This is a genomic window from Oleiphilus sp. HI0080 (genome assembly GCF_001635135.1).
This window is the reverse complement of the sequence record NZ_LWFU01000259.1, coordinates 1-351: the sequence shown is the minus strand read 5'-3', so window position 1 is coordinate 351 and position 351 is coordinate 1. Positions and strand designations below refer to the sequence as shown.

Below are 351 nucleotides of genomic sequence, written 5' to 3'. Positions count from 1 at the left end.
TCAACCAGAGTTTTGCCTGACGACCATAGAGAACTGGAACCACCTGATCCCATCCCGAACTCAGAAGTGAAACGGTTCATCGCCGATGGTAGTGTGGGAGGTCCCATGTGAGAGTAGGTCATCGTCAGGCTTTAATCAGAAACCCCAGCAGACATCCTGCTGGGGTTTTTTTATGTCTGGAGCGTGCTGTTCTCATAGCCAAGTGCTATCGCCCAGTCGCCTTGCTGTTACGAGACAGCCTTTAGCCGGACAGGACTTGATACTTGTTCAACTACTATCCAGTCATCGGGATCCTGTTGTGAAGTCGTTTTGTTTTCAAACGTATAAGTGTTCGGCGTGATCGGTCTTTTT

Annotated in this window: 1 rRNA gene; it reads left to right on the top strand. The window is 49.0% G+C overall.

The features are described 5' to 3' along the window. Positions 1-15 precede the first annotated feature (15 nt). Positions 16-130, top strand: a 5S ribosomal RNA gene (rrf, locus tag A3751_RS02755). Positions 131-351 lie beyond the last annotated feature (221 nt).